The organism is Bacillus canaveralius (assembly GCF_002860125.1).
Classification (GTDB): domain Bacteria; phylum Bacillota; class Bacilli; order Bacillales; family Cytobacillaceae; genus Bacillus_BJ; species Bacillus_BJ canaveralius.
The window spans coordinates 1-22,457 of the sequence record NZ_PGVA01000027.1 but is presented as its reverse complement, the minus strand read 5'-3'; the positions used below and the strand labels follow the sequence as shown (position 1 = coordinate 22,457).

Here is a 22,457-nt window from a genome sequence, read left to right as displayed (position 1 = left end):
TCCTCCCTTGTAACCAGATTAGAACTGCAATTATTTCACATTTACCGGCTTCTCAGCGTAGAGAGGAAGCGACTTGAATCGTTTTGTATTTTCCGTAATCGCGATTTCAACAGGCAGACGCTCCATGCTTGATGCTCCGAAGAATCCTGCAATTCCGCTTGTATGCTTTAACACATACTCAACATCCTCTGGGACCGCGATAGGCCCTCCATGACAAATGACCACTGCATCAGGATTCACTTCTTTCGCTGCATCGCTCATTTTCTGAACACTTTCAACCGCTTCATCCAATGACATTGTGCTTTTCGCACCAATGAATCCTTTAAGTGTGGTTCCCACGTGGGCAACAATGAGATCTGCTCCTGCCTCTGCCATTGACCGAGCTTCATTTTCATTAAATACATATGGAGACGTGAAAAGATCCAATTCATTGGCATAACGAATCATTTCGACTTCTCTTTCAAAGCCCATTCCGGTCTCTTCCATATTGGCACGCAAACGCCCTTCATAAAGGCCGACTGTCGGGAAGTTTTGCACGCCTTTGAAACCAATTTTCTTCAGTTCTTCTAAAAATTGCGGAATGATTCTGAACGGGTCGGTACCGCATACGCCTGCGAGAACAGGCACATGTTTTACGACTGGTAGAACTTCCGCAGCCATTTCAACAACAATTTGGTTGGCATCCCCATAAGGCATTAAACCAGAAATCGATCCGCGCCCGGCCATTCTGAAACGGCCAGAGTTATAAATGATAATTAAGTCGGCGCCGCCTTCTTCTGCACACTTAGCGGAAAGGCCTGTTCCTGCACCTGCTCCGATAATCGGCTTTCCTGCGGCTACCTGCTGTTTTAATCGGCTTAAAATTTCTTGTCTATTCATGGTTCAGCACCTCTTCTTTTTTGTATAGTTCATTGAGCTTGACCGCCATCGCTTCCGCGAATTTCGGGTTATTAATATTTACATTCATTTCGAACAGTTCAATATGAGAATCCAGTGACTCTCTTAAACTTGAAAATAAAGCCCGGTCAGCTTCTGGATCGTAAAACACCCCGCCATCTCCGGCAATGGATGAGATTCCTTTTAGTGGAACAAATACACTCACCGGCCCTGTGGCTTTATTCAATTTCTCAGCAATTCTTTTCCCTAGCTCAGCACATTCTTCAGCTGTGGTCCTCATCAGCGTGACGTTTGAATTGTGCTTATAAAATTTCCGGTGACTGTAGTGTTTAGGCAGTGTTTCAACGGGACCGAAGTTAACCATATCCAATGCACCGAGTGAAACAACCTGGGGAATGCCGAGCTTCCCGGCCATTTCAAGTCTGTCCGGACCAGCTGACAGCATTCCGCCTGCCAGCTCATCAGCGAGTTCAGTAGTGGTCAAGTCCAGAGACACGGCAATATATCCGTCTTTCATCAAGGATTCCATTGCTTTTCCGCCTGACCCATTAGCGTGAAAGACGACGGTCTCATAACCTAAACTCTCCAATACTTTGCCTGCTTGGGTGGCACAAGCCGTTGTCACCCCAAACATCGAGATCGCCGCGATTGGCTTTTCTTCTTCCACGGTTTCTTCCAAGTATTCATTTGCTCGGACCATACCTGCGATCGCTGCGGCTGCATTCCGGAGGATTTTTTTCGAAAGACGGTTAATGCCAGCGATATCAACAACCGAATACATCATCGTGATGTCGGTTTGGCCCACATACGGACTTGTATCCCCTGAGGCAATCGTTGACACAATCAGCTTCGGTACGCCAACCGGCAATTCACGCATCGCTCTTGCGGCTATCGATGATCCGCCAGAACCACCTAATGCAAACACACCTCCAAGACAGGCTTCCTCGTACAACTTCTTGATGAGCTTGGCCGCGCCTTCCGCCATCGCATCAATCGCCTTGCCACGATCGTTTTCGCCAATTAGTTGAGCTATACTTGTACCGGCTGCATTTGCTACTTCTTCCCGCACAATATCGGCCGTTACTTGCGGATTGCCAAGAATCCCTACATCCATCAGCAACACTTCACATCCATGCATACGGATGAGATCGCTGACATATTGATGTTCGATTCCTTTAGTATCAAGTGTTCCAATTACAACGACAGCTACCATCCCCTTATGCCTCCATGACTTCTATCTTACCGGGACTTTGCCTGGTTCAGTGATTGTGCAATCGGAACCGTTTCGCATCGCTGCTTCCGACCCGGCAGGAGAATAAAGCACGAACACTCGCATCGGTTCCCAGCCTGTATTAATGCTGTAGTGGTACCTGCTTTCCGGGACATAGACCGTGCTTCCAGCCGTAATTTTAAAAACCTGCGGATTGCCATGCTCATCTTCAACCATTTGCTCCCCTTCACCGGAGATAATGTACATAATCTCTTCGGCACCCGGGTGGTTATGCCTGCCATGCCCTTTGCCCGGATCAACAATCACCACTCCGGCACTAAAAGCAGTAGACCCGGTCAATTCGGGTGTACTTGTCAGCTTGATCGTTCCCCAGTCAAACAGGAGCGTTTCTACTTGTTCAGGTGTAATATGAAACTGTTTATCTGCCATCCTTTATCCCTCCAATCTTTTTTGAAAAATTTAAATCTTCTCCAGTACAGCGTTTTGGCTTTCCACCTCTTTAATAACCGCCCGCAAATAATCATGAGCCTGACGTGCGACTAAATCGGGTTCAATATCGCGGCGGTCAAAACCGATTTCCATTGCCAGGTATCCGTCATAGTTGATATCTTTCAGTGCTTTAATGACAGAATGGAAATCTCCTCTTCCCTGGCCCGGCGCAAGACGATCGTTATCTGAAATATGCATGTGGGCCAGATTGTTGCCCATTTGATAGATATAATCACTGGAAACTTCCTTGCGATAAAGGGCATGGAACGTATCGAACATGACTTTGACGTTTGGCTGGTTGACTTCTTCCATTAACTCAAGTGCATCATCACAACGATCCACTAGATTGCTATCAAACGGAGTCGGTTCCACCACTAGTGTGACTCCATAATCCTTTGCCGTGTTAGCGATTTCGGTCAAAGCTTCCTTACTCCACTCCCATGCCTGTTTCCGGCTGGTTCCGAACACTTGCCAGCCCGGGATATATAGAAGTGTTTTTCCGCCCCACTCAGAACATAATTCAGCTAAATCTTTATAGTGTTCAATCGTATGCCTTCTTTCTTCCGCGATTGGCGAAGCAACATTATGTCCCGGACCACCACTTAAAGCTGGAAGCATACTGGACAATTCCAAACCATAGTGATCAAGAATTTTCTTTACATCTTTGCGTCTTTCTTTTGTTAAAGTTGGAGGGTATGCATGCGGACTCGCTGCTCCAATCTCAATTCCGTCATAACCAATGTTGGCGATTCTTTTAATCACTTCTTCAAGTGGATAGGCAGGTAACCAAACCGGGAAACTCGCATACGGCCAAGTGTTAAAAGATAATTTCATTAACATGATTAAATTCCTCCTAATATTGTTAATAGATTAATAAGTGGTACCTTTGTATTCAGATAGATTCTCTTTAGAAACTACCGGTGACTCCAATTTGATAAACTCTGGTATTTCTTCCCCAGCCAATGCTTTAGCTGCGGCAATGATATTCATCGGTGTAATAACCGGATAAACCGTTGTCGATTCAATTACTCCCTTTTCAATCGCATCAAAAGCCGCTTCCTGACCGTCAATGCTGATCACTTGTATTTCATCTTCACGACCGGCTGCTTTGATAGCTTGAAGGGCTCCAAGTGTCATAATATCCGCATGGGTAAAGACAGCATCAATCTTGCCTTTCGGGAATCTTTGCAGCATATCTTCCATGACTTTCAAGCCTTGGGCCTGATCATAGTTGGCAGCCTGGCTGGCAATAACTTCGATTCCATCTTCACCTTTAATCGCATCCATAAAGCCTTTATTGCGATCAATCGTTGGCGATGCTGAAGGACTGCCTTGAAGTTCAACAACCTTTCCTTTGCCTCCCAATCTCTGAACGAGGTCTTTACCAGCAGCATTTCCGAGTTCATAGTCATCGGCTTTTATTGTTGTTAACACCGGAGCATTCACAGTTCTATCAACAGATATTACTTTGATTCCTGCCTCCGTTGCTCTCTTTACCGCCGGGGCAAGTGCATCTTTTTCGACCGCGTTGATGATGAGGACATCTATTCCTTTTGAGATAAAATCGTCAACGAGTCTGGTTTGAACGATCGGGTCGTTCTGCCCGTCCCCAACTAGCAATTCGATATTCGGGAAAAACTTTTTCGCCGCTTCTTCTGTTTTATTTTTTATCGCAACTCCGTAAGGAAAAGTTGTAGACGCAACTGCAAACCCAACCTTGCCTTTAATTGAGGCCGGATCCGCTTCCAACTTCAACGCCTCCTGGCACTCAGTTCCACAATAAGGGCCGTACTCAATTTCTCCTGACGGTTCTGCCCCACCCGCTGTTTTAACGTCCGTTTTTGTACCTGCCGAGTTGTTTCCGCAAGCTGTTATAATTAGAACAGCTAGCGAAATTAAAACTAGATTAAACATTTTGATTGAACGCATTCCTTTTCCCTCCTTAATAAACTTGTCTTTATAATCGTCTTTACCAACCTGCCTGTGCGCTTTCCCCCTTTGCCGATTGCTATTTATTTACCATCATAACCCTGTCCACTGCTGCTTAATGTGCTGCTTCAGGTATGGTGTTGTAAACAGGATTGCGGCGACAATAATCAGTCCTTTCGCTACTTGCTGGTTGTACGGAGATACACCCAACAGATTTAATAGATTCGCTACCATCGCGAGCAGCAAAGCACCGAGGACGGTTCCGCCGACGCCGCCCCGTCCACCCATCAAGCTCGTTCCGCCAATTACGACGGCAGCGATACTATCAAGCATGATCGTGCTGTCGGCTGTCGGGTGCCCGACGTATAGTCTTGAAGCATTGATAAGGCCAGCCAAAGCAGCGGTCAATCCGCTTATCGAGTAAACCATAATCAAGATTCTTGTGGTCCGTACTCCTGATAATCTCGCTGCATCAAGGCTGCCGCCAACTCCATATACAAATCTGCCAAAAGGCAAGTATTTCAACACAAGCCAGGAGATAACCGCAATTCCGATAAACAAGATGACTGGTCCGGGAACCATGCCAATTCCACCATTACCGAGCATCTCAACAATCGGGCTATTCACCATGAACGTCTGCGGGCTTCCATTTGACAGAAGTAGCGCGGCGCCATTTCCAACAGCCATTGTCGCCAGTGTCATAATAAAGGGCTGGATTCCGAAAAATGTTGACCCGATTCCATTGATAATTCCGATTAACACACCAATAACCATGACGATTAATAACGCAACTGGAACAGCCATTCCGGCATTAAGCATCAAAGCGAATGCCACTCCCGAGACGGCAAGGATCGCTCCAACTGATAGGTCAATTCCACCGGTCAGAATCACAAAGGTCATGCCAATTGCGACGATTCCAACGACAGAAGCTTGCCGGGTCACATTGATAATGTTTTGCAGGTTGAAGAATTCGGGTGTTAAAACCGCCGTCAGAACAATGATGCCGACAAAAAGCAGGATCGTAACTTTATAGGTTCGAAGAATGCTTAAAAATAAATTGTCCGATCTTGCCGGATTTTTGATTACGTTTCTTTCAAGCGTGATTGACGAAACACTTTCGTTTTTCATTCCTATACTCCTCCCACTGCATATTTCATAATCTTTTCTTCTGTCGCATCAGCCCGGTCAAGTTCCCCGCTGATTTCTCCGTTGTGCATCACAAGAATGCGGTTACAATTTTCAAGAATTTCCGGTAACTCTGAAGAGATTAAGACAATTCCGATGCCTGCCTGACAGAGTTCCCGCATTACACTGTATATTTGCGCTTTGCTGCCGACATCGATTCCGCGGGTCGGCTCATCCAAAAATAAGATAAACGCGCCAGTTTCCAACCATTTTGCCAATACTACTTTTTGTTGGTTGCCTCCGGATAGACTTCCGACCAGAACATCCAAATGAGGAAGCTTAATTTTCAGTTTTTCTACATAGTCCTTCGCAATCGTGCGCTCTTTCCTGCTTTGGATCCAGTTCGTTTTGGAAAATGACAGTTTTGCAATCGAAATATTTTGTAAAGCTGACAAGTTTTTAAATAAGCCCTGCCCTTTTCGGTCCTCAGGCACTAAGCCGATCCCTTGTTTAATCGCAAATTTAGGAGAAGTAATCTTTATTTCCTTCCCTTTGATAAAGATTTTTCCCGAGTTGATCGGGTCAGCCCCAAAAATAGCCCGGGCTACTTCTGTTCGACCTGCTCCCCGAAGACCGGCAATCCCCAATATTTCTCCTTTATAAAGAGAGAAATTAATGTCATGTAACACTCCAGTTCTTGAAAGCCCTTCGACCCTGAGCAATTCTTCTTTCTCATCCTTATAAAGTTTTTCAGGTATGACCTGTTGAATCTTCCTGCCGACCATCTTTGAAACTAAATCATCTGGATTGGTATCACGGATCCAGCCATCATCAATTTGTTCACCATCTTTTAAAACTAAATAACGATCGGCTAGTACGATAATTTCTTTTAAACGGTGCGATATAAAGATGATCGCCACACCCCGCTTTTTCAAAAGACGAATCATATCGAGAAGCTGTTCGACATCGTCCCCGCCGAGTACGGCAGTTGGCTCATCAAGGATCATAATCTTGGCTTTTTGATAAAAGGCTCTGGCGATTTCAAGCATTTGCTGCTCAGCAATACTGAGACTGAATACAGCTTTTTCGACTGGTAAATACAACTTGAGATCATGAAGAAACTTTTCAGCTTCCTTGCGCATTTTACGCCACTCAATCAGCCCTGCTGTTTTCTGGTACTGGTTATAGAATAGATTTTCGGCCACAGACAAATGGGGAAATAAGCTTAATTCCTGGTGGACCGTAATCACTTCATGATTCACTGCTTCAAGTGGACTATTAAACTTAACGATTTTGTCATTAATCAAAATTTCGCCACTGTCAGCCTGGATGACTCCCGCTAATATTTTGATCAATGTTGATTTTCCAGCCCCATTTTCCCCGACAAGCGTCAGGATCTCACCGGCGTTGATTTTCAAGTTGATATTATTCAGCACTGTCACTCCGGAATAGCTTTTTGAGATTCCACGCATTTCGAGAAGGTGTGGGGCAGAGACTGCTGCTGCTTCACTAGAAATACTCATTCCTGTTAACCTCCCAACCAATTTGTTACCGCTTACATATTTAGAGAGAAAAATTTATTTGTAGGAAAAAGAGTAGATTCCTTCTTTAGTACGGATAAGTGAATCATCGATGATTTTATCAACTGTCAGTACCGCCGCTCCGATGATGCCTGCTTTGTCCCCTTGATAGGAAGAACGGATCACTAAATCTCTAGTTGCTAGGGGGAGTGACTTTTGATAGACTGCCTGCCTGATCGATGCCAGTAAGACATCGCCGGTTTCCGTTACACTTCCTCCGATACAGACGAGCGAAGGATTGAAGAAATTGACAAGACCGGCCAGGACACTGCCGATTTGAAAACCGCATTCGCGGATGAGCTCAACCATTACTGGATCCGCTTCTCTTACAGCAAGCTTCACATCATCCATAGTGATTTTTCCTTTCCTTTGCAAAATCTCATGGAGCAATTTGCTTTTCCCTTCCCTGGCAATGAGTTCCGCTTTTCGAGAAATTGCTCTCCCTCCTGCCAACGCTTCCAAACAGCCCCGGTTTCCGCAGTAGCATAAGAGATCATGGCCGATATTGTTATGCCCGATATTGCCGGCATACTCAGAAGCGCCTCGATAGATCTTTCCATTACAGATAGTCCCTGCACCAATTCCATTTCCTACTTTGAGAAAGATGAAGTTATCAATCTCGGAAACTGATTCTACCATATGCTCCCCAAGCACCATCGTGTAAACATTATTATCAACATAGCATGGGCAATCGAAGTATTGATCCCAGAATCGTTGGATTGGAAAGCGATCCCAGCCCGGCATAATGGGCAGTGAGGCCGGTAATCCTGTGCTGTATTCCACCGGTCCAGGTACACCCATGCCAATTCCTTTGATGAGAGAGTGATCGATACCGCTTTCATCAAGTAAGAGAAGCACCAAATCTTTGATTTGCTCCAGCACGGCCTTAGGTCCGTGGGCTACGTCGATTAAGCTCGATCTTGATACGACAATGCTGCAGGTTAAATCGAGTATGCCAACGTGTACGTGGGTTGACTCAAGATCAACGGCAATAATATATCCAGCTTCGGCATTGAATGATAGAAGCCTTGGTTTCCGGCCACCGGTTGAATGTCCAACCTCAAAATCCATCACTAGATCACTTCTTATTAACGTTTCAACATGCTCGGTAATTGTCACTAAACTTAACCCGGTAATCTGGACAAGTTCTGCTTTAGAAAGGGGCTTTTTATTCCGCCGAATAGCCTGTAAAACCTTCATCGTTATTTTCGGAACAGTCAATATTGGAGTCTCCTTTCGGAATCAATCTTACTTTCTAATGGCTGTCTGCTTGCTTTCTAATATAAAATCATAACTTTTTACAGTCAATTATAAAAAGTATAAATATTCAGTAAATAAAGTTTGCAAAATCTTTTTTAAAAGCAACCATAATCTTGTTCATTTTTAATTTAGTGTTGTAACTTTTTATAGTTAATTTGAAAAGTTATAGTCAGAATAAATAAAGTCGTGAATGTATTCTAAAAAGATGATTAGAATTCCTTTCATTTTTCAACTGAAATAGAAAAAAAATAACCACTTGCCATTCGGCTAGTGATTAAAATAAAATTTCTGTTTCCCAATTAAATACTCGGCAAAAAATAGTTCCTAAAAAAGGAGATTGTGTGGTGCTTAACTAATTTGTTCATTTACTATTTTTGTATTTTCTGACATCGTATCCACCTCTCATTTTATAATGAGCGACAGGAATTTCCAAATTCAAGCTTTCCATTATTATAAAAACCAAAACCCCAGTGAATGAAGTGACCCCATAAAGTTAGACAGGTTATTTCATTAGGCAGCTTGTAAGGTCTGAACTCGGTATTGAACCGGGCTTAGGCCTTTTAGTTTTGCCTTAATACGTTTGTGATTGTAGTAATCGATATACCTCGCTAATTCTTTTTTAAAATGTTCTATACTCTCAAATTCTTTTAGATATAGAAACTCAGATTTCATAATGCCGAAAAAGTTTTCCATCACAGAATTGTCGTAACAGTTGCCTTTTCGTGACATACTCTGGGTGATGTTCTTCTTTTTTAATGCTTTACGATACTTTTTCATTTGGTAACGCCAACCTTGATCTGAATGCATCAGGAGCTCATCTTCTTCTGATAACCGTTCAAATGCCTTCTCTAACATTTCAGAAACAAGGGAATACGTCGGTCTAGATCCGATTGTATATGTAATGATTTCCCCATTAAATAAATCAAGTACGGGCGATAGATACAATTTCTCTCCAAATAATTTAAACTCCGTAATATCTGTGACCCATTTCTCATTTGGCTTTTCAGCCTTTAAGTTGCGATCTAGAATATTTGGTGCAATCTTGCCCACTGTCCCTTTATACGAGCGATATTTCTTCATACGAACAAGACATTTTAACCCTAACTCCCTCATGATACGTTGAACTTTTTTATGATTAACCTTTTGTCCTCGGTTGGCCAATTCATCTCGAATTCGACGGTATCCATAACGACCTTCGTGTTCGTCATAAATGGTTTGAATCAATACTTTCAGCTCTGCATCCGGATCAGGACGATCCAAGTTTTTCACCCAATAATAGTACGTGCTACGCGGAACGTTTGCGAGCTGTAGAAGTGCTTTCACCGGAAATTGTTGCCTTAATTCATAGACTACTTGCGCTTTGTCTTGTTTGGTGATTTTCCCTTGTTTTGAACTAAGGCATTCAACTTTTTTAAATACGCATTCTCCATTCGTAAACGTTCAATTTCAGCTAATAGTGCTTCTGGTGAGCCCTCTACTGGTTGTTTTTTCTTTGGGTCCTTTTTCATCGATGGACGCCCCCGTTTCTTTGAATGAAGGGCGTCTGTACCTTGTTCTTCTAAAACTTTTTGCCACTGCAAAATAGTCGTTGGAGCTGAAATATTAAAGATAGCAGCTGTTTCTAAAAGAGACGTCCCTGTTTCGTTCATATAATTAAGTACGTCTATTTTAAATTGAGCAGAGTAATTTGTATACCTAAATTTCAAACCATCTGGACCATGAGCATTATAGAGAGCGACCCATTTTACTATAGATTTATGATCAGTACCTATTCGATTTCCTATGTCTCGATAAGACTCTTTTCCTTCAAGATAATCTTGTACGGCCTTCAGTTTATCTTCAAATGAAAACTTCCCCATAAAAAAACTACACCTCCAATTGTTAGTTGTGTCTAACAATTGGGGTGCAGGTCAATAAAATCTGGGGTTCGTTATAAAACCATTCACTTAAAAGGACTTATTTCTTATTATTGGAGGAGTAGCTGCCCACAACGTAATGACTTCAGTATTACTTTCGTTTGCCCATCCATGCGGGAGGTTGCCAGGAAAATAGATGCTATCTCCCTCGTTCACTTCGAATCTTTCTTCACCTAAATACAAGGTTAATTTCCCTTTTAATACATAACCGACCTCTTCGGCACTGTTGACATAAAGCTTATCACTCTTGCCGCCAGGTTCGATGACGATCATATGCATTTCAATATTTCTCATGTTATTTGTAGGAGTTAGCAAAAAAACTTCTGCTTTTTCGGCTGGACTATTCAGTTTTTTCCTTCGCTTTTTTCTTATGATATATTCATCTTCCGATTCATTTTGGTTCGTATTTTCTTCAAAGAAATGGATCAAAGGGACATTTAATATATCTGCAATTTTCTTTAAAGTATTGATGGATGGATTTGCTATATTTCGTTCAATTTGGCTAATAAAACTGGGTGTGCATTCCGATAATTCTGACAACTGCCGGACTGACATGTTTAAATTTTTTCGAAGTGTTCTGATTTTCGGTCCAATATCCAATGCTTTTTCCTCCCGAGCTTAATCTAAATGTTAATGGCACATTTTATTTGTTGTTTTTCCTTAAATCGTGCTCCTCCTCTTTACAGGCTCTTTGCCATTGGATAACAGGTGCTAAAAGGACAACCTTCAAGCTGATTCAAGGAATGAAGCATTTCTCAATTTATTATAACATATTCCCTTTTTTTGGATGAATATCCAGTGAATATTTTATTTAATAGTTTCCTATTTTTATCTAAAATGCCAACTCAGCTGTACGATAAATTCTCAAATTAAAATTTCTCATAAAAATGAATTCAATAAGTGCTCAATCAGAAATCACATGTTTTGTTTAGGGGATCTACAATAAAATGGGCATTTCCTGAAACTAATCTTTCGCCTTTCCCGATTAATACGGGTGTGGCAGAAAAAAGGGTTATCGCTTCAGTATCGGAGTTGTTTTCCCAGCCATGAGGAATATTGCCTGGAAAGTAAATGCTATCTCCCTCTTTTAATTCAAACTGATTATCGCCTAAAAGAATCGTGATGGATCCTTTTAAGACATATCCGACTTCTTCAGAATGATTGGTATATAACTTTTCACTCTTGCCCCCTGGACCTACAATCAGTAAATGCATTTCAATAGTTTTACTATCAATGTCAGAGGATGTTAATAGTTGAATATCCGTGTTCTCAATCTCACTCTTGAATCTTTTTCTTTCGTTTCTTCGGACAATGTATTTCTTCCCCGGATCACTAGAACGTGATTCTTCTTCAAACAGGTCCGCTAATGATACTTTCAAGCCGACACTTATTTTTTTCAATGTATTGATAGAAGGATTCGCCATTTCTCTTTCAATCTGGCTTATAAAGCTTGGTGTACACTCAACCAGTTCCGCTAACTGCTTGACTGTCATACCCCGTTCTTCTCTAATAGTGCGTATCTTCTTCCCGAACTCCAAATGAATTCCTCCTCGTATTGCTAGTTGCAGATACTTTGAGAGCAGAAAATGGCACCATCCGGCTGTACCCCATTCATTTGGATGAGGTTATATATGAAAGTGTTACCACTGTGAATTCTCTGTTAAAGGTAGATTTCTTGTTGATCTTTAAACGATTCATACATCCTCAAAAAACTTGCACGCGAATGCCGTAATGAGCTTCCCAATCATTCCCCCGGAACTGTTGCCCGGGGGCTCTCTAATAATTCTTTCAAAGCCAGCTCCAACCTCATACCTCTCATTAGGCCAGATGATGATGGCAAGCAACCCAGCGGCCCGGCATCTTCTCCTCAAACTTTGGTTCTTCCTTTTTACAGATTTCTGTAGCGATTGGGCAACGGGTATGAAACCGGCAGCCTTCCGGTGGATTTATCGGATTCGGTACATCTCCCTGGAGGATGATCCTTTCCCTTTTCCTCTGCTGTAATGGATTTGGAAGCGGAATGGCCGATAGAAGGGCCTTCGTGTATGAGTGGGCAGGCTCATGGTAGATATCCCCTGTTTCGCCGAGCTCGACGATTTTACCGAGGTACATGACCGCAACCCGATTACAGACGTGCCGGATGACGGAAAGGTCATGTGAAATAAAAAGGTAGGTAAGCCCTAGTTCATCTTGCAAATCCTGGAAGAGATTGATGACCTGTGACTGGACGGATACGTCAAGAGCTGAGATCGGTTCATCACAAACGATCAATTTTGGATTCAGAGCGAGTGCCCGGGCGATACCAATCCTTTGCCGCTGCCCTCCTGAAAATTCATGAGGATATCTCATTACATGATGATGCTCGAGCCCCACCTTTTCAAGAAGCCATTTCACTCTGTCGAGCTGCTCGGCCTTTGAACCTTCCCTATGCACCCTTAGCGGCTCCCTAATGATTTCACCGACCTTATGTTTAGGATTTAAAGAAGCGTAAGGGTCCTGAAAGACAATTTGCATCTCTTTGCGAACCTTTCGCAGCTCTGACTCACGATACTTGGTAATGTCTTTATCCTCGTAAATAATTTGTCCGGCTGTCGGTTTCTGTAATCTAAGGATGTTCCTTCCCAAAGTCGACTTTCCGCACCCAGACTCACCGACAATCCCAAGAGTTTCGCCAGCCTTCACCGAAAATGATACGTCGTCAACAGCCTTCACATACCCCGAAGACCGGTTAAAAAAACTACTGCTTACCGGGTAATACTTTTTAATATTTTTCACATCAAGAAGTGGTTTTTCCGGTTGAGTTTCAGCCCGTTCTATCACCCTTGGTCACCTCCACTTCCTGAAGTTTATTATAATGCCAGCAAGCCACCCGCCGACCATCTCCTACTTCTTCGAGCTCAGGCTCTGATTGGCGGCACAGATCAGACACGAAAGGGCAACGGGGGTTAAAACGGCACCCGGTTGGAAGCTGGAGAAGATTGGGAATGACACCTTTAATCGTCTGCAGCCGTTCCCCTTTCTCTTCAAGGGAAGGCATAGCTTCTAGCAAGCCTAATGTATAAGGATGATTAGGGCGCTCGAAGATTTCCCAGACACTCCCTTCTTCGACTACCTTTCCGGCATACATGACCACGACCCTGTCAGCCATGTCGGCCACAACACCCAAATCATGAGTGATGAGCAGGATGGACATACCGAGCTTCTCTTTCAGTCCCTTCATTAATTCCAGCACCTGGGCTTGAATCGTTACGTCCAGTGCCGTTGTAGGTTCATCCGCAATGAGCAGCTTAGGATCGCAAGTCAAAGCCATGGCAATCATGACCCTCTGCCTCATTCCCCCAGAAAGCTGATGGGGATATTCGTGCACTCGTTGTTCCGGGGAAGGAATACCTACTAATCGCAGGAATTCCACCGACTTTTTCATGGCCTCTTTTTTGCTCAATCCTTTGTGGTAACGAAGGGCCTCGGCGATTTGGTCACCGACGGTAAACACAGGATTTAACGAAGTCATCGGCTCCTGAAAGATCATCGCAATATCATTTCCACGCACTTTACGCATTTCCTTCGGACTCTTTTTAAGTAAATCTTCACCTTCTAATAAAATATGACCCTGATCTACTCTGCCCGCCGGTTTGGATAAAAGCCCCATGATCGCAAGCGAGGTTACACTCTTGCCTGAACCAGACTCGCCGACAATACAGACCGTCTCGGACGGTTGTATCTCGAAAGATACACCGTCAACGGCTGGTACAACTCCCTGTTTCCCATGGAAACTGACAGCTAAGTCATGAACCTCCAGAATAGGCGGTTTCATGACCCTTTTTCCTTTGAAAACCGTTCTATTACCGGAATAGCTTCGGCTATCAGCTGGCCAGGGTGAACCGGCCAGTATCGGTGGCCAATAGCCGCAATGTAGGCATCATCGGAAGGACAGTGCAGCTCTTCTGTAGTGTCACCATAAAGGTTCATAACCGACCCGAGCAGATCTCCTTTATTCAAAACATCACCGACATTGCAAGCCGGAACAAACAAACCCCCTTGGCCTGTAAAAAAGAAATCCGCCCCATTGATCACAGTATATTCATTTTGAATAGGTGCCAGGCCCGGCAGCATCTCAAGAGCTTTCATCGCATTTTCAATGGATTCTTTAAAGAGGCGTTCATGATCTTCCGTGACATTTCCACCGCCACATTCGACCGTGACAGCAGGAATGCCGTTCTTTACAAGCTGGGCCGTTCCGGTACCTGTAATATCTGTTTCTGCTTCAGAACGCCAGATGACATCTGCTCCCATACGCTCAGCGAGCCACAACGATTTCTTGCCCGCCTCGGTGTCGTTGTAATCACAGATAACGTAAAATGGCACGTACGCACCATTGCCGCCCGAGTGCAAATCAATCACATAATCGGCTGTCTCTGAAATAGTGGAAATCAATGTATGAGCCAAACGCTGGCTATATGTTCCTTTCGGGTCACCAGGGAATATCCTGTTCAAATTGGCACCGTCAAGCGGCGAAGTCCGGTATCGTGCCTTGAAGGAAGGTAGATTCGTAACCGGGACGCCCACAAAGGTCCCGCGAAGCTTGCTTAGGTCCAATTCCTGAAAGAATCGGATGATCGAGGCAGCTCCCCCATATTCGTCACCGTGGATACAACCCTGGACCCAAATCGTTGGCCCTTCCTCCTTCCCCGCCGCAACCAAAACGGGAAGCTGGAAAGGAGAACCATCCGTATCTGTTCCAGCGTGTAAATAACCTTTTGTTTTTTTTTCCGGAATAACCTCCGCTGTACCAACTGTCTTCATGGAATAGCCTCCCTTAATTTTTATCAATATTAAAATTCTGACTACTTTTTACTTTCTACTGGGATTGCTTCAGCAATCAGCTGCCCTGGTTCAGTCGGCCAATAACGGTGGCCAGTTGCAGCGATGTAGGCATTGTCTAAAGGACAGTGGATTTCCTCAGTGATATCACCATAAAGGTTCATAATCGAGCCGATCAGGTCTCCTTTATTTAAAACATCGCCGACCTTACAAGCCGGAACAAACAATCCGCCTTCTCCAGTAAAAAGGAAATCCGCTTTATTGATTACGGTATATTCCTTTTGTACAGGAGCTTCACCTGGGAGCATGTCGAGCGCTTTCATAGCATTCTTAATGGAGAATTTAAAAAGACGTTCATGTTCCTCCGTCACATTTCCTCCTCCGCACTCGACGGTAACAGTAGGAATGCCACTTTTGACTGTGTGGGCCGTTCCCGTTCCACCTGTCCCTGCTTCCCCTGCAGAACGCCAAATAACATCTGAACCCATACGCTCTGCCAGCCAAAACGACTTCTTTGCCGCTGCTGATTCGTCGTATTTACAGATCATATAGAAAGGCACTTCAGCCCCAATACCGCCGGAATGTAAATCGATCACGTAATCAGCATTCTCTTGGACCGTTGTAAGCAATACGTGGGCTAATCGCTGACTGTACGTACCCTTCGGATCCCCCGGGAAAATACGGTTCAGGTTGGCGCCATCAAGAGGAGAAATTCGGCTCCTTGCTTTAAACGAAGGTGGATTGGTAACCGGAACGCCAACAAAGGTACCCCGTACCTGGCTGAGATCCAATTCCTGAAAGAATCGGATGATCGAGGCCGCTCCGCCATATTCTTCACCATGAATACAGCCTTGGACCCAAATGGTTGGCCCATCTTCCTTCCCGGAAGCCACTAATACCGGTATTTGAAAAGCTGATCCATCTGTATCGCTCCCAACCTGTAAGTATCCTCTAGTTTTTTCACCTTGGATTACTTGTGCTGTTCCAATGGTTTTCAAATCGTTTTCCTCCTCCATGTTTATAAAACGAATATTTAGCTCTTATTTCTGTAAAAAGGAGCCTCCAGGGTAAAACTTTTACTCCTGGAAGGCACTTTTTGTTCAGGCCGTATAAGTTTCAGCAACCAGCTGTCCAGGATGTAAAGGCCAGTAGCGGTGCCCCGTCGCTGCAAGGTAAGCGTTATCCGAAGAACAGCGCAGCTCCTCTGTGACCTCTCCATAAAGGTTGATAATCGAACCGATCAAATCGCCCTTGTTTAAAATGGAACCTACCTTACAAGCGGGAACAAACAATCCGCCCTGGCCCGCAAAAATGAAGTCACCCTCTTTATAAACGGCATATTCCTTTTGAACAGGTGCTTCACCCGGGAGCATGTCGAGTGCCTTAAAGGCATTCTCAATCGATTCTTTATAGAGGCGTTCATGATTCTCTGACACATTTCCTCCTCCAACCTCGATGGTTACAGCAGGAATACCGCTTTTCGTGATGTGATCCGTACCAACACCGCTTGTAGCTGATTCTCCTTCAACCCGCCAAATGACTTCTGCACCCATACGCTCGGCGAGCCACATTGATTTCTTGGAGGCTTCCGTTTCTGCGTATCTGCAAATCATGAAGTAATCGACATGGAGTCCGATACCACCAGAGTGAAGGTCAAGCACATAATCCGCATTTTCTTTGACAGACTCCAATAATGCGTGTGCTAGCCGCTGGCTATAAGTTCCTTTCGGATCCCCAGGGAAAATTCGGTTCAGGTTAGCGCCGTCCACCGGGGAAGTCCGGTAGCGGGCCTTGAAAGAAGGCAGATTTACTACTGGCAATGCGACAAAGTTGCCGCGGAGCTGGCTGGTGTCCAGCTCCTGAAAAAATCGGATGATGGATGCTGTGCCTCCGTATTCATCGCCGTGAATGCCTCCCTGGACCCAAACGGTCGGTCCATCGTTTTCCCCTGCCGCAATCAGTACTGGTACCTGAAATGGAGATCCATCTGTATCGGTTCCTACCTGTAAATAACCTTTCGTTTTCTCACCCCGGATGACTTCGGCTGTTCCAATCGTCTTCAATAAATAGCCTCCTTTTCAAACAGTTTTTCGATAAATTGAAACAGTTTACCCACCTAGAATACTCGATTTCCTCAACTTCTTGAGGTGGGGGTCATACTGCCCGCTAATGTGGGATAATTTATTACTTCGTAAACTCGGCTCCAGAAACGTTTACATACTCGTCAAGTCTTGGAGCAAAGTTGTTAAGGCCTTTTCTTACACCGATAATCTGCGGCTCGTAGTAAAGCGGAAGTGTAGGCTTATCCTTATGAAGGATCTCCTGGATTTTCATATAAAGCCCGGCCGCTTGATCGTTATCAATGGTCTGGATGGCTTGATCCATCAACTTGTCAATTTCAGGATTTGCATAGTTGTTTTCAGATGTTTTGGAATAGAAGTAACCATCCCAGTGCTTGCTTGGATTGATCGTAAAGTCTGTTGCACCGATAAACCAGATGTCGTAAGCATCTTCATCCGTTTTCGGTACATAGGAGCTCCACTCCAAGGATTCCAGTTGGATGTTAACTCCTGCCTTCTTAAGCATACCGGCGATCGCTTCACCAATTTGTTTGTCCATGGCGTAGCGGCCGATCGGAGCACCCATCTTGATAGGAGATCCATCGTAACCAGATTCCTTAAGGAGCTTCTTCGCTTCATCCAGGTTAAATTCATAAACTGGCAGATCCTCGTTAAAACCGATTGTTCCCGGAGGAGATACGGAGGAAGCAGGAATCGTTGTACCGCCTAGAACATTATCCACTAAACCTTTTCGGTCCACAGCCAGTGAAAGTGCATCGCGGAATTTTTGATTGGCCATCCATTTGTTTTTAAACTCTAAAACTAAGAAGTCAACGCGAAGTGTTTTTGTAATGGAAACATCCAGCTCCGGATCGTTCTTGATCGTGTTAATTTTGTCTGTCGACATCGTTTCAGCGATCTGGACATCACCACGTTGAAGTGCTGCCAAGCGAACCGCATTTTCAGGCATAATTTTGAATCGGATCGTATCACTAACTCCGGCCTTACCCCAGTAGCCATCATATCGTTCTAATTGCAATTCATTGTTAGGGGTATACTTAACGACCTTATACGGGCCGGTCCCTACAGGCTTTGTATTATATTCTTCACCCAGTTGTTCTACGGCACCCTGTTCTACAATTGGCACCTGGGCAAGAGAACTGATTAATCCCCTTGTTGGTGTTTTCGTTTTAATAATAACGACAGAATCTCCTTCCGTTGTTACTTCTGCAACGTCTCTCAGCCATGTTTTAAGCGGGGTATTGAAATTAGGATCGTTGATCGAGTCAATTGTAAATTTAACAGAATTGGCAGTAAGAGGCGCTCCGTTGTGAAATTTAACGCCCTGGCGAAGGGTAAACTTCCAGGTTAGATCATCGACGTTCTCAAATTTCTCTGCAAGTACGCCCTCAATCTTCACCTTGCCACCTTCAATGGTACGGAAAACGAGAGGTTCAAAAATATGAGAGTTCATGCTGTAGCCGGGTCCTGACCATGTTTTGCGGGGATCAAGGCTGATCGGATCCGAACCAGTAGCAATCGCGAGCTCCTTCTTTTCCGCTTTTTGAGGTTCCTTTCCATCTTCCTTATCCTTCGTTGATGTTGAATTAACGGCAGAACACGCACCTAGTAAAAAAATCATAACCAGCAGCAATGCAGATACTCGGAATCTCTTAAACACATTCACAACCCCCTCATTAATAGTTGATTCAATCTATCCTTTTAATGCATGAAACCCCTTATCAAAATGCTGATACTAAAAATCCGAGGTAAAATACGCGATCTTATCCCCTGTCGTCAAAGCCTGGTTCCCCGCCATCGGGTACGCAATAATCATCCCGGTAACGGGAGCCCTTACTTCTTCCACCACTTCACCCCATGGGTTACGGATGGTCGCAATTACTTCATCCTTTTCAACATGGTCTGTTACTTTCTTACTGAAGTAGATGAAGCCGCCTGTTTTCGCAAAAAGAGCAGTGTAACGTAAACCCCGTTTAAACGGTGGGGTTCCCAGCAACTCTTGTGGCTGGCCATCGATCATACCTAGGTATTTCATGACATTCAGAGTTCCTATTACTCCAGCGTCAGAACTCAACTGATCAAACCGGCGGGAGAAGACGAGCTCCGGTGTGATCACTGGTTTCCCAACGGAGGATAAGTATCCGCTAAAGGTTCCCTGAGTTTTGTCAGAAGGGGCAACCGTTATGGCACCGAATGCCTGCGCCATTCCCATTGACTTTTCCTGTACTTCTGCGCTTCCTTCAGCGTCCACAATCGTAAAGACACAGGAAGGCGGATTACAAGAATGATAATCAACAACATAATCAGCGTGCTTTACAATTTTTTCGACCAAAGTATGGGCAATCCGATGACTAAGAGTTCCGTTCGCACTACCCGGAAAAACCCGATTCAGATCCGCAGAATCCTGCGGGGTGAAGCGGTTGGATACTGCAAGGGCAAATGGGTTGACGATAGGTACTGCCACTACGCGCCCACGGACCTTTTTAAAATCAATTTCTTCCCGGATCAAACGTCTTATTACATCGTAGCCACCAATTTCAACACCATGGATCAGGGCAGTTAAGAGTAAAGTCGGTCCTGGTTCGCTTCCTTCCCCAACAAGAACGGGAATGGAGAATTCGGTACAATCAGGAAGGCTTCCAATTGGAAGTCGTGCGGCATGGACCTCGCCGGTCTTGTGCTCTAATTCTTCTAAACTATGAATGGTTGTGATTTCTGACAATCTCCTATTCAACTCCTCTGTCAAAAAGATTAATAGAAGCTTGAGGTATAATTAGCGCGGATCAAGCGCATCACGCAGGCCATCCCCAAAAAGGTTGGCACTCATCGCTACAACCATCAGCATCATTCCTGGAAAAACAGCAATCCACCATGCATCAGACATATACTCTCTTCCATCGGCCAGCATTCCCCCCCACGTTGGCTGGCTGGCGGGAACGCCAAGACCGAGAAAGCTAAGGGAGGATTCGGCAATAATTAAGGTAGCCACTTGAAAACTGGCGACGACAATAAAGGGAGATATGATGTTCGGAAGAATGTGACGGAACAGGATCGTGAATCTGGACGCCCCTATTGCCCTTGTCGCCTCTATGAATTCTAAATGCTTGATGGATAGAACCGAGCTTCTTACGACTTTGGCATAAGAAATCCAGCTTGTGACAGAAAGGACGAGCACGACATTCATCACACTTGGCCCGAGAATCGTGACCATCGTAAGAGCCAGCAATAAGAAAGGAAAGGCCAATTGCATATCGACGATCCGCATTAACACGCTGTCGATCCATCCGCCGGAATATCCGGAAACAAGACCAACAATAAGACCAATCGTTCCGCCAATGATTACGGCACCTGCAGCAACCATAATCGAAACCCGGGAGCCGACGATAACCCTGCTTAATACGTCGCGGCCTAACTGGTCAGTACCGAGCCAGTGCTTTACCCCTTCTTCATCTGTCCAACCAGGAGGCTGCAGCCTCTCTACAATGTTCTGCTCCTCTGGATTCATTGGAACAATCAACGGTGCTATGACGGCGATGATGATGACAATCAATAGAAGAAAGAGTCCAACAGCCGCAATTTTTCTTTGGCTAACCCGCTGAAGGGTAGAGTACATATTTTCATCCTCCTTAGGAATCCACAACGATTCGGCGATCGATAACGGCATATAAAATATCAACAATAAGGTTGATGATGACAAAGACCAATGCAGATATAATTACCAGCGATTGAATCATCGGATAGTCACGGAATTGAATTGACTGAACGGTAAGGAATCCAAGTCCCGGCCAGGAAAAAATGTATTCCGTAATGATGGCCCCGCCTAGCAGCTGACCCGTCTGGAGCCCGATCATCGTGATCGTCGGAATCAATGCATTTTTAAATACGTGCTTGAAAAGAACAATTCTCTCTGGCAAGCCTTTGGCGCGCGCTGTCCTGACATAATCGTTGTGCATGACATCAAGCATACTCGACCTCATCAACCGCGCGATCAAAGCCAGCTGATAAACCGCTAAAGTAAAGGCTGGCAAAACCAGATGGCTCCAGCTGCCAAAGCCGGATGTCGGAAGAAGATCCCATCGTACCGCCACCAGCAAAATCAGCATCATCCCCAGCCAATAGCTCGGAACCGATTGGCCAAGCATCGCCAAAATACTTACCGCGTAATCGGATAAACTATTCTTCTTTACCGCTGCTAACATTCCAAGTGGAATCGCAATGACAATGGCAATCACCATCGCCCAGAATACCAGGATGGCCGTTGCCGGCAAGTGATCAACAATCAGCTGCATGGATGGCAATCCACGGTTTAAACTGTCTCCAAAATCCAATACAAGCATTTGTTTAAAATAAACGATGTACTGTGTCCAAAGAGGAAGATTCAACCCCATGGATTCTCTCATTTGATTAACTTCCTCTTCAGTGGCATTTTCAGGTAACATGAGGGTCGCAGGATCGCCTGGAATAACTCTAAGGATGAAGAAAGCAATTCCCGATGCACCCACAAGTACAATCATCGCCTGGAAAAAACGGTTTAAAAGAAATCTTCCCATCATTTCACCTCCCCTAAATTTCCATGACGAGCTGGTATCTGCATCAATTAAATCAACATTTTATATGTACCGCGATCACCTCCTCATAATTGATGGTTACAGTAAATGTCACTCACTCTGCTTTACCTTTTTCCGTTTTAAACGAAATCTTCATAAATTAAATTAGAGTTAACTTATATTGGATTAATGAAACCAAAATTCTTTAATTATATTTAATCCTGCCAGATTCTACGCTAGTCCAGTTCATTAACTATATTTTAATTTCTGGCTATTATGTATAAAAATAAGTCATTAATTGACTTTTTTTCAGCCTTTTTGAGCTCTTAAGTTAAATATGATTTAATTAATGAATATTTAGAATATTAATAATTATTAATTATAATAACTTATCCTAAGGTGGTAATCAATACTTTTGTTAAGTATAATTTCACTTTTTTTATACAATTAAGTTATGTTCAAATTTGTTATCTATTTAAAGTTTGTCAGGTATAGTAAAAACAAATAACAACATAGATAAAATAGAGTAGGCGCATGAACAATTTCATGCGCCTCTCACAGATCCGTACGTGCGGGTCATC

Annotated in this window: 20 protein-coding genes; all 20 read right to left on the bottom strand. The window is 44.2% G+C overall.

Annotated features, from left to right (window positions below; all coding sequences use genetic code 11):
- Positions 1–30 precede the first annotated feature (30 nt).
- The 20 genes from CU635_RS12195 to CU635_RS12100 all read right to left on the bottom strand — a co-directional run bounded on the left by CU635_RS12195 (position 31) and on the right by CU635_RS12100 (position 21,882).
- Positions 31–879 carry a phosphoenolpyruvate hydrolase family protein gene (locus CU635_RS12195; protein WP_101577653.1) on the bottom strand — a complete coding sequence of 283 codons (849 nt, stop codon included), beginning with the start codon at positions 877–879 and terminating at the stop codon, positions 31–33.
- Positions 872–2,110, bottom strand: a complete 1,239-nt coding sequence (locus CU635_RS12190; protein ID WP_101577652.1) for a Tm-1-like ATP-binding domain-containing protein — start codon at positions 2,108–2,110, stop codon at positions 872–874. The genes CU635_RS12195 and CU635_RS12190 overlap by 8 nt, the downstream gene beginning before the upstream one ends.
- A 21-nt stretch (positions 2,111–2,131) precedes the next feature.
- Positions 2,132–2,557 (bottom strand): cupin domain-containing protein, encoded by a 426-nt coding sequence (locus CU635_RS12185; protein WP_101577651.1) that lies wholly within the window; start codon positions 2,555–2,557, stop codon positions 2,132–2,134.
- A 30-nt stretch (positions 2,558–2,587) separates the two neighbouring features.
- Complete coding sequence (locus tag CU635_RS12180; RefSeq protein WP_101577650.1) at positions 2,588–3,457, bottom strand: sugar phosphate isomerase/epimerase family protein; 870 nt, start codon at positions 3,455–3,457, stop codon at positions 2,588–2,590.
- A gap of 30 nt (positions 3,458–3,487) precedes the next feature.
- The gene (locus CU635_RS12175; RefSeq protein ID WP_101577649.1) at positions 3,488–4,546 is read right to left on the bottom strand and encodes a substrate-binding domain-containing protein; all 1,059 of its coding nucleotides are present in this window, start codon (positions 4,544–4,546) and stop codon (positions 3,488–3,490) included.
- Between the two features lie 93 nt (positions 4,547–4,639).
- Positions 4,640–5,674, bottom strand: coding sequence for an ABC transporter permease (locus CU635_RS12170; protein WP_101577648.1), 1,035 nt, complete (start codon positions 5,672–5,674; stop codon positions 4,640–4,642).
- A 2-nt stretch (positions 5,675–5,676) separates the two neighbouring features.
- Positions 5,677–7,194 (bottom strand): sugar ABC transporter ATP-binding protein, encoded by a 1,518-nt coding sequence (locus CU635_RS12165; RefSeq protein ID WP_101577647.1) that lies wholly within the window; start codon positions 7,192–7,194, stop codon positions 5,677–5,679.
- A gap of 54 nt (positions 7,195–7,248) precedes the next feature.
- A complete protein-coding gene (locus tag CU635_RS12160; RefSeq protein ID WP_101577646.1) occupies positions 7,249–8,472 on the bottom strand; it encodes an ROK family protein in 1,224 nt (407 codons plus the stop codon).
- Between the two features lie 549 nt (positions 8,473–9,021).
- A protein-coding gene (locus tag CU635_RS12155) for an IS3 family transposase (RefSeq protein ID WP_101577645.1) occupies positions 9,022–10,370 on the bottom strand; the annotation gives its coding sequence in 2 pieces (ribosomal slippage) (positions 9,022–9,926 and positions 9,926–10,370; 1,350 coding nt in all).
- Positions 10,371–10,457: 87 nt separating this feature from the next.
- A complete protein-coding gene (locus tag CU635_RS12150; protein ID WP_101577644.1) occupies positions 10,458–11,027 on the bottom strand; it encodes a helix-turn-helix domain-containing protein in 570 nt (189 codons plus the stop codon).
- Positions 11,028–11,335: 308 nt separating this feature from the next.
- Complete coding sequence (locus CU635_RS12145; RefSeq protein WP_101577643.1) at positions 11,336–11,965, bottom strand: helix-turn-helix domain-containing protein; 630 nt, start codon at positions 11,963–11,965, stop codon at positions 11,336–11,338.
- Positions 11,966–12,245: 280 nt separating this feature from the next.
- The gene (locus tag CU635_RS12140; protein ID WP_101577642.1) at positions 12,246–13,247 is read right to left on the bottom strand and encodes an ABC transporter ATP-binding protein; all 1,002 of its coding nucleotides are present in this window, start codon (positions 13,245–13,247) and stop codon (positions 12,246–12,248) included.
- Positions 13,231–14,241 (bottom strand): ABC transporter ATP-binding protein, encoded by a 1,011-nt coding sequence (locus CU635_RS12135; protein WP_101577641.1) that lies wholly within the window; start codon positions 14,239–14,241, stop codon positions 13,231–13,233. Before CU635_RS12135 ends, CU635_RS12140 begins: the two co-directional genes overlap by 17 nt.
- On the bottom strand, positions 14,238–15,230 hold the full coding sequence (locus tag CU635_RS12130) for a succinylglutamate desuccinylase/aspartoacylase family protein (protein ID WP_101577640.1): 993 nt from the start codon (positions 15,228–15,230) through the stop codon (positions 14,238–14,240). The genes CU635_RS12135 and CU635_RS12130 overlap by 4 nt, the downstream gene beginning before the upstream one ends.
- A gap of 41 nt (positions 15,231–15,271) precedes the next feature.
- Positions 15,272–16,246 carry a succinylglutamate desuccinylase/aspartoacylase family protein gene (locus CU635_RS12125; protein ID WP_180955734.1) on the bottom strand — a complete coding sequence of 325 codons (975 nt, stop codon included), beginning with the start codon at positions 16,244–16,246 and terminating at the stop codon, positions 15,272–15,274.
- A gap of 102 nt (positions 16,247–16,348) precedes the next feature.
- Complete coding sequence (locus tag CU635_RS12120) at positions 16,349–17,311, bottom strand: succinylglutamate desuccinylase/aspartoacylase family protein (protein WP_101577638.1); 963 nt, start codon at positions 17,309–17,311, stop codon at positions 16,349–16,351.
- Between the two features lie 121 nt (positions 17,312–17,432).
- Positions 17,433–18,989: an ABC transporter substrate-binding protein gene (locus CU635_RS12115; protein WP_101577637.1), complete on the bottom strand. Its 1,557-nt coding sequence runs from the start codon at positions 18,987–18,989 to the stop codon at positions 17,433–17,435.
- Positions 18,990–19,064: 75 nt separating this feature from the next.
- Positions 19,065–20,051 (bottom strand): succinylglutamate desuccinylase/aspartoacylase family protein, encoded by a 987-nt coding sequence (locus CU635_RS12110; protein ID WP_180956487.1) that lies wholly within the window; start codon positions 20,049–20,051, stop codon positions 19,065–19,067.
- Positions 20,052–20,102: 51 nt separating this feature from the next.
- Positions 20,103–20,942, bottom strand: a complete 840-nt coding sequence (locus CU635_RS12105) for an ABC transporter permease (RefSeq protein ID WP_101577635.1) — start codon at positions 20,940–20,942, stop codon at positions 20,103–20,105.
- Positions 20,943–20,955: 13 nt separating this feature from the next.
- The gene (locus CU635_RS12100) at positions 20,956–21,882 is read right to left on the bottom strand and encodes an ABC transporter permease (RefSeq protein ID WP_101577634.1); all 927 of its coding nucleotides are present in this window, start codon (positions 21,880–21,882) and stop codon (positions 20,956–20,958) included.
- Between the last annotated feature and the right edge of the window lie 575 nt (positions 21,883–22,457).

Excerpts from the sequence above, each read along its gene's own strand:
- CU635_RS12195 (WP_101577653.1), bottom strand. The coding sequence starts at position 879 with ATGAATAGACAAGAAATTTTAAGCCGATTAAAACAGCAGGTAGCCGCA.
- CU635_RS12190 (WP_101577652.1), bottom strand. The coding sequence starts at position 2,110 with ATGGTAGCTGTCGTTGTAATTGGAACACTTGATACTAAAGGAATCGAA.
- CU635_RS12185 (WP_101577651.1), bottom strand. The coding sequence starts at position 2,557 with ATGGCAGATAAACAGTTTCATATTACACCTGAACAAGTAGAAACGCTC.
- CU635_RS12180 (WP_101577650.1), bottom strand. The coding sequence starts at position 3,457 with ATGTTAATGAAATTATCTTTTAACACTTGGCCGTATGCGAGTTTCCCG.
- CU635_RS12175 (WP_101577649.1), bottom strand. The coding sequence starts at position 4,546 with ATGCGTTCAATCAAAATGTTTAATCTAGTTTTAATTTCGCTAGCTGTT.
- CU635_RS12170 (WP_101577648.1), bottom strand. The coding sequence starts at position 5,674 with ATGAAAAACGAAAGTGTTTCGTCAATCACGCTTGAAAGAAACGTAATC.
- CU635_RS12165 (WP_101577647.1), bottom strand. The coding sequence starts at position 7,194 with ATGAGTATTTCTAGTGAAGCAGCAGCAGTCTCTGCCCCACACCTTCTC.
- CU635_RS12135 (WP_101577641.1), bottom strand. The coding sequence starts at position 14,241 with ATGAAACCGCCTATTCTGGAGGTTCATGACTTAGCTGTCAGTTTCCAT.
- CU635_RS12130 (WP_101577640.1), bottom strand. The coding sequence starts at position 15,230 with ATGAAGACAGTTGGTACAGCGGAGGTTATTCCGGAAAAAAAAACAAAA.
- CU635_RS12105 (WP_101577635.1), bottom strand. The coding sequence starts at position 20,942 with ATGTACTCTACCCTTCAGCGGGTTAGCCAAAGAAAAATTGCGGCTGTT.
- CU635_RS12100 (WP_101577634.1), bottom strand. The coding sequence starts at position 21,882 with ATGATGGGAAGATTTCTTTTAAACCGTTTTTTCCAGGCGATGATTGTA.